Here is a 7,412-nt window from a genome sequence, read left to right as displayed (position 1 = left end):
CGTGATGGTGGAGATGGCGATGCCGAATTCTTTTGCGGCTCTACGAATCGTCCATCCTTGACGGAGTTTTTTGAGCACGAGTTGTTTGAAGTCTTGTGAATAGGCCATGGTGGAATTGTATCGAATAATATGTTTATTTGATATAGTAGGGTTTGTCTGTATAAAGGTTGCTGCGGCATGGTGGCCGTCTGAAAATTAATTTAAGTAAACAAAAAAGATACCGCATTGCTGCGGTATCTTTTTTGTTGGAACACGGTTTTACGCTTTCTGTTTGGGCGGATAAGGTTTGTCACCGTATGCAGTGGTGTAGGCATAGTAATGGTAGCCGCTGTTCGGTGCTTCGCGTTTGATGCCGTTGAAAACGATGCCTTTGATTTGCACCTTGTTGTGGCGCAGGCGGTTGATGCTTTCGTGCATTTCGTCGGCAGTGGTGCTGTCGTAGCGGACAACCATCAGGCTGGTGCCGGCATGTTGGCCGATAATGGCCGCATCGGTTACTGCCAATACAGGCGGCGTGTCGATGATGATGTAGTCGTAACGGCCTTTCGCTTGTTCGAGCAGTTCGCGGAAGCGGTTGTCCATCAGCAGTTCGGACGGGTTTTTCGGATATTCGCCATGGCTGATGAAGCTCAGGTTGGGGATTTCGGTGGTTTGGACGGCATCTTTGGGGGAAATTTTACCGCCCAACAATTCGGCTAAACCGTTTTCGGCACGGACACCGAAAGACTGTTCAAGATAGCCGCGCCGCATATCCGTGTCAATCAGCAAAACGGTTTTGCCGGATTGGGCCATCACGGTGGCGAGGTTGGAGGAAATAAACGATTTGCCTGCGCTGGGAGTGGCGCCGGTAATCATCAGGACGTTGTTTTTGGCATCTATCATGGAGAAATAGATGTTGGTACGCAGGCCGCGGATGGCTTCCACTGCGGCATCGGCACCGTCGTCCGTGGCCAAGAGGTAGGGTTCGCCGCCGCCGATTTTGAATTTGCTGTCGCGGGCATCGTGTTTGCGTTGGGTTTTGGAATAGGGGATTTGGGCAGAGATTTCCAAACCGCTGCTTTCGATTTCGTCGGTGGACAACAGCCCTTGGCGGACGGCCGCGGTTTTGCGGGTCATGTACCAAGCGGCGGCCAATGTGCCCAAGCCCAGCGCGCTCAACAGGGTAATGACGGCTTTGCGCGGAGCAACGGGTTTTTCGGGTTCGAAGGCGTGGTCGATAACACGCACGTTACCTTGCGCGCTGGCTTTGAGAATGTTGAGTTCCTGTTGTTTGGCCAAAAGCTGGGTGTAGGTTGCCTGCGAGGTTTCGACATCGCGGTTGAGACGGATGACTTCCTGTTGGGTATTGGGCAGGGAGGCAATCTGCTGGTTGATGCGGTTTTTGGCGTTTTCCAGTACGGACAGTTTGTCGAGAACCGCTTTATAGTTGGGGTGTTCGGGCGTGTACAGTTCGGCCAGACCCGCTTCTTCGGTTTTGAGCGCGGTAATTTGGGATTCGATTGATGTCAGGCTTTCAATCGCGCCTTTCGATTCGACGGGAATGTCGAGCGAACCGCTGTGTTTGCGGTATGCGTTTAAGCGGTCTTCCGCTTCGCCCAGAATGGTTTTCAGGCGCGGCAGTTCTTCGCTGATAAATGCCAGTCCGCTGGTGGCGACCTGTACGTCGCGCTCGCGGTTTTGGTTGACGTAGTTGTCGGCGATTCTGTTGAGTACCGTGCTGGTGTGTTTGGGGTCTTCACTGGTGTAACTCAGGTTGATAATCGGGCTGGTTTTGCCTTTGCTGACAACGGCCAGACTCTTTTTGACGTTTTCGATGGCACTTAATTTAGAGAATTTGACCAGCTCGAATTCCTGATTGGGTTCGGCAAGAATCTGGGTGACCTGCAATGTGGTGGATGCGTCGATTTTCAGCGGCGTGCCGACCGTTCCGGGAAGGCTGCGGCCATCGGGCAGGGTTAGGGTGTAGCTTTTGCTGTTTTTGGCGGTCAGCATGAACGGTTCGTTAATCCAGTCTTCACGCACGGTAAAGATGCCGGTTTTGAGGACAGGGTCGATGCCGCCGTTGATTTTGTGAATCAGACGACCGATAAGGGGCAGGTATTGCGGCGTGATTTCGCGGTCGAGCTGGAGGTCGTCGACGGTTTTGCCGATGACGGCGCGCGACTGCACCAAGTCCACCTGTCCTTCGGATGTCAGGTCGGTGGGGTCGTTGGACAGGATGTTGTTGATTTCGGTCAGCACCTGGTTCTGCTTGGTTTCGATTTCCAGCATGGCTTCGGCGCGGTAGAGCGGGGTGGCCGAAAAGCTGTATGCGGCACCGAGCGCACCGCCGACGAGCATGGCGAGCAGGATTTTGTATTTATGCTGCATCAGGTTGCGCACCTGCTGTCCGAGGTCGATTTCGTTGCCGTGGCTGCGTACCGGATGGTTGTTGAATTGAGTCATTGCTGTAAATTCCTTGATGGTTTGAAACGTTGTCCCAAGCGTTTTCAGACGGCCTTGGTCGGGAAATCTGCAACCGGCCGTATTTCGGGGTTCTGCATCCGGGGATGTGCCGGAGCGGGACGGGTTTTATTCAGTTTTTAAGCTGCCCGACGGTAACGTTTCCCGAAAGTTTCTGCGCCCATGTGTCGGCGGCTTCGTCGAGCTGCCGGTAAACGGCTTCGAACATTTCGGGGCTCTGCTTGTATGGGTCGGGCACGCTCTGCTTCGGCAGCCATTGGGCAAACAGGATGGTTTTGCTGCGGGCCGAAGGGTCGACGGCTGCAACCATTTCGATGTGTTCGGGTTCCATCACCAGTATCAGGTCGGCCTGTCTGCACATTTCGTCGGTTAATTGGCGGGCGGTATGGCCGGCAATGACGGTGCCGTGTTTCAGGGCGGTTTTGATGGCTTGGAAATCGGCATCTTCGCCGGCCAGCGCCTTCAAACCTGCGGAGAATACGCAGTGGCGGGGCAGCTTTTTCTGCAACAGCCGCTCTGCGGTGGGCGAGCGGCAGATGTTGCCGATACAGACGACGAGGATGTTGTGAAACATGGAAAGGTTGTTCGACATGGTATTGCTTGTACTTCGGGCTTCAGCCGCCGTACTTTTCAGACGGCCTGCATGATGCGGCGGGGGCCGTCTGAAAAGCGCGGCGGCGCTCGGTTCAAAAAAAGGTTTATTCGACGGCGGTACGCACGGAGCTTACGCCGGTAAACGAGTTGGTAAGCTGGGAAACCACGCGGTTCCAGCGGCTTACCGGTGCGGCGGTTACGAATACCACGTCTTCGGGCTGCAACTGGAACTGGTTGCCGAGCGCGTAGGCGGTGGCGTCTTTCAGGTTGAGCTGGTAAACGTGGATGGGTTTGGCCGCGCCTTCGGGGGCTTTGCGCATCACGAACACGCCTTTGGCATCGGCAATATTTTGGTTCATGCCGCCGACGTAACCCAAGGCCTGTGTCAGGTTGAGGCCGTGGCCGCCGATGTTGAGCGTGGCCTGTTTTCCGGTTTCGCCCATCACGTAGACTTTGCTGTTGTCGCCAGAGGGGACGTAGACGATGTCGCCGTTGCTCAGCAGGTAGTTTTGCGACAGGTCGCCGTGCTGCATGATGTTTTGCAGCGAGATGGTGCGTTCGACGCCGTTGTGCGTCCACTTGACGTTGCGGGTGTCGCCGCCGCTGACGCCTTCGGACATGTTAATCGCGTCCATGATGGTCATCGGGACGTTGGTAATCGGCAGCTGGCCGGGTTTTTTTACCGCGCCGGTGACGGAAACTTTCTGCGAGCGGAACTCGGTAACGTTAATCGTAACCTGCGGGTTTTTGATGTAGCGTTTCAGACGGCCTGTCAGGGCGCGCTCGAGTTCGGAGATGGTTTTGCCCTTGGCCTGTATTTTGCCGGCCAAGGGATAGGAGATGTAGCCTGCTTCGTCAACCCATGCGCCGCGGCTGACCTGGTGGTTTTGCGGGTTGCTGTTGGGGTTGTTGGTGTTCAGGTCGTTGTGCGCCCATACGGAGATATTCAATACGTCGCCGCTGCCGAAACGGTAGCGGTAGGCGGATTTCTGCTGCGCCACGACGGGATTGGGCTGGGCGACGACGGGCGGGGACTTCATGCGCTCGACCAGACCCATTGTGATGGGATATACGGCCACGCGTTTGTCGAGCGCGGTATCGGCGGCGGATTCGCCGTTTTCATAAACGATTTCTTTGCCGCGCGTGGACATGGACGAACCGGGAACGACGGTACAGCCGGCGGCCAGCAGGGAGAGGGTAATCAGGGCGAGTTTGTTTTTGCTCATGGGGATGCTGTTTCCTTCTTCTTTGTTTTCGGATTTTGTCGTAATCGGGCAGGCCGTCTGAAAACGGAATGGGCGGCCTGCGGTATTCGGATGGGCGGATCGGCCTGACAACGCGGGACGGCAGGGGAAATGTCTGCCCGTGTGTCCTTTTCAGGCGGGTCGGCCGTTGTGCGCCTGCGCCCACACCAAATCGCAGATGTCGTCTTTCGGGTTGAAACCGGTGGGCGCTTTCAATAAGAGTGCGCGTAATGACGGTTGGTTCATTTCGCGGCAGGCTGCGTCCATCTGCGTAAGTATGTCAGATAATTCTTCCCACGGCAGCATTACTTCACTGGCGGTCATAATACGGGGATGAGTGGTCTTCTGCACTTCGTCGCCGATTAACAATTCTTCATACAATTTTTCGCCCGGGCGAAGGCCGGTGATTTTGATTTCGATGTCGCCTTCGGGACGCTGTGCGGTTTTTTCGGTCAGGCCGCTCAGTTTGATCATCTGCCGTGCTAAGTCGATGATTTTAACCGATTCTCCCATGTCAAGCACGAATACGTCGCCGCCTTTGCCCATTGCGCCGGCCTGAATCACCAGTTGGGCGGCTTCGGGAATGGTCATGAAGTAGCGGGTGATGTCTTCGTGGGTCAGCGTAATCGGGCCGCCCTGCGCGATTTGTTTTTCAAACACGGGCACGACCGAGCCGGAGGAACCGAGCACGTTGCCGAAGCGCACCATGCAGAAACGGGTTTGCTGTTGCGGTTCGGCAGCCAGCGCCTGCAGGCAGAGTTCGGCCATGCGCTTGCTCGCGCCCATGGTGTTGGTGGGGCGTACGGCTTTGTCGGTGGAAATTAACACGAAGGTTTCCACACCCGCATCGACGGCGGCCTGTGCGCAGAAGAGCGTGCCGTACACGTTGTTGCGCACACCTTCGATGGTGTTGAATTCTACCATCGGCACATGTTTGTAGGCGGCGGCGTGGTATACGGTTTGTACGCCGAAGGCTTTCATGGTGCTGTACAGGCGGTTGCGGTGCTGCACCGAACCCAGAAGCGGAACGATTTCGACGCTGCCGCCCGAGGCCGTCTGAAATTCGTTGAGTTCTTTATCGATGCTGTACAGTGAAAATTCCGACAATTCGAACAGCAGCAGTTTGGCAGGGCGGTTGCGGATAATCTGGCGGCACAGTTCCGAACCGATAGAACCGCCCGCGCCCGTTACCATCACCACTTTGCCTTCGATGTCGGCACTCATCAGTTCGGGACGGGGGGCAACGGGGTCGCGGCCGAGCAGGTCGACCACCGACACTTTTTTCAGCGAACTCACGCTGATTCTACCGTCCACCAAATCCTTCATGCCCGGAATCGCCAGCACTTCGCAGGGGTATTGTTCCAGGCGTTCGATAATCAGCTTGCGCTGTTCCTGAGGTGCGCTCGGAATCGCCAGCAGGATTTTTTCCACGCCGTAGCGGTCGATCAGATTGCGGATTTCAGACGGCCTGTACACCGACAAATCGTTAATGACCGTGCGCTGGATGGCGGGATTGTCGTCCACGAACGCCACGGCGTTGTATTCATTGACCTGTTTGACTGCTTCGAGCAGCTGCCGTCCCGACTGGCCCGCACCGTAAATAATCACGGGCGCCATCTGTTTGCGGTGGCTGCGGTCGGTCAGCACGATTTTGAGCAGGATGCGCGAACTGGTTACCAGCACCACCAGCATCAGGAAATACACCACGGGCAGGGCGAGGCGGAGCTGCTGTTCGAAAGCGAGCACGCTGCCGAGAAAAACCATCGCCGACACGATGCAGCCGAGGACGGCGGTGGACAGGATGCGCGTGCTGACGTAGCGGGTAACGGCGCGGTAAAGCCCGAGACGCACGAACAGCAACACCGTCAGCACCGCGGTGGCGGCGAATGCCAGCCAGTTGGCGGGGTCGTTCCATTCGCGGAAATAGTCGGCCTTCAGGCTTTGGGCAAACCAGAAAGAGACGAAAATCACCAGCGTGTCGTGAACGACGAAAAAGGTTTTTTTGACATTGCGCGGCAGGGCCAGCAGGGTTTCGAGATTCATGTTTTGTCCGGTTGTTTTTGTTGTTTTCAAACGGGTTTTGCTGTGGTGTCGGGTTTCAGACGGCCTGTGAAACGGGCAGGCCGTCTGAAAGGAAGGTGTGCCGCCCAAAGCGCGGCGCGGTATCCGTTTCGGGAAACGGGAAATAGGGTTTGCGGATAGTATGCCGTCGGCGGAACACTTTAAGCTGTTTCAGACGGCCTGACCGTATGCGCTATCCGGTTTGGCCGGATACTGTATTTTTCAGACGGCCTGTTATCCGAAAACCGCCAATGGTACGGTCGCGCCGTTTGCTGTTTGCATCGGCTAACCGTAACTGTTGTCTGCATCGTTTTTTCAGACGGCCTGCGGTTTTTGCTGTCTTGATTGCAGGCGGAACGGCACAGGCCGTCTGAAACGGTTATGCGGACGCTTCCGCCAGTACTTCTTCGATGTTTTTGCAGCAGAACGCCATTTCTTCAGGCGTGATGGTGGGGTGCACCAGAAACATCAGCGAAGTTTCGCCCAGCTCCACTGCGTTTTTCAGACGGCGTTCGGGCCGCCACGGTGTGCCGTCGAAGGCTTTTTCCAAATACACTTCCGAGCAGCTCCCTTGATAACACGGTACTTTGCGCGCGTTGAGTTCGTCGACGATGCGGTCGCGCGTCCAGCCGTTTTTTAGGTTTTCGGGCTTCACGAAAGCGTAATATTTGTATTGCGCGTGTTCGATGTAGTCGGGTACTTCAATCAGGCGGATGGCGGAGAATTTGCCCAAGGCAGCTTCCAGTCGGGCGGCGTTGGCTTGGCGTTTGGCCGTCCATTCGCCCATGCGCTTGAGCTGGATGCGGCCGATAACCGCCTGCATTTCCATCATGCGCCAGTTGGTGCCGAAACTCTCGTGCAGCCAGCGGAAGCCGGGCGGGTGTTGGCGGTTATAAACGGCATCGTAGCTTTTGCCGTGGTCTTTATACGACCACATTTTCGACCACAAATCTTTATCGTTGGTGGTAACCATGCCGCCTTCGCCGCCGGTGGTCATGATTTTGTCTTGGCAGAACGACCACGCGCCGACATGGCCGATGGAGCCGACGG

At 56.1% G+C, this 7,412-nt stretch carries 5 protein-coding genes; all 5 read right to left on the bottom strand.

The window, feature by feature from the left end; genetic code table 11:
- Positions 1 to 258 precede the first annotated feature (258 nt).
- The gene (locus tag ACEYDX_RS09825) at positions 259 to 2,445 is read right to left on the bottom strand and encodes a polysaccharide biosynthesis tyrosine autokinase (RefSeq protein ID WP_373741844.1); all 2,187 of its coding nucleotides are present in this window, start codon (positions 2,443 to 2,445) and stop codon (positions 259 to 261) included.
- 130 nt (positions 2,446 to 2,575) lie between these two features.
- Positions 2,576 to 3,037, bottom strand: a complete 462-nt coding sequence (locus ACEYDX_RS09820) for a low molecular weight phosphotyrosine protein phosphatase (protein WP_373741845.1) — start codon at positions 3,035 to 3,037, stop codon at positions 2,576 to 2,578.
- Positions 3,038 to 3,161: 124 nt separating this feature from the next.
- Positions 3,162 to 4,283: a polysaccharide export protein gene (locus ACEYDX_RS09815; protein WP_373741843.1), complete on the bottom strand. Its 1,122-nt coding sequence runs from the start codon at positions 4,281 to 4,283 to the stop codon at positions 3,162 to 3,164.
- Between the two features lie 150 nt (positions 4,284 to 4,433).
- A complete protein-coding gene (locus tag ACEYDX_RS09810; protein WP_373741842.1) occupies positions 4,434 to 6,344 on the bottom strand; it encodes a polysaccharide biosynthesis protein in 1,911 nt (636 codons plus the stop codon).
- A 397-nt stretch (positions 6,345 to 6,741) separates the two neighbouring features.
- The coding region (locus ACEYDX_RS09805) for a DegT/DnrJ/EryC1/StrS family aminotransferase (RefSeq protein WP_373741841.1) at positions 6,742 to 7,412 on the bottom strand (671 nt) is incomplete at its 5' end.

It is taken from the genome of Neisseria sp., from assembly GCF_041804105.1.
Lineage (GTDB): Bacteria > Pseudomonadota > Gammaproteobacteria > Burkholderiales > Neisseriaceae > Neisseria.
The sequence above is the reverse complement of the archived record's forward strand: the minus strand, read 5'-3'. Positions and strand labels throughout refer to the sequence as shown.

What these genes read in the sequence shown, in the direction of transcription:
- ACEYDX_RS09825 (WP_373741844.1), bottom strand. Translation starts at nt 2,445, where the DNA reads ATGACTCAATTCAACAACCATCCGGTACGCAGCCACGGCAACGAAATC.
- ACEYDX_RS09820 (WP_373741845.1), bottom strand. Translation starts at nt 3,037, where the DNA reads ATGTTTCACAACATCCTCGTCGTCTGTATCGGCAACATCTGCCGCTCG.
- ACEYDX_RS09815 (WP_373741843.1), bottom strand. Translation starts at nt 4,283, where the DNA reads ATGAGCAAAAACAAACTCGCCCTGATTACCCTCTCCCTGCTGGCCGCC.
- ACEYDX_RS09810 (WP_373741842.1), bottom strand. Translation starts at nt 6,344, where the DNA reads ATGAATCTCGAAACCCTGCTGGCCCTGCCGCGCAATGTCAAAAAAACC.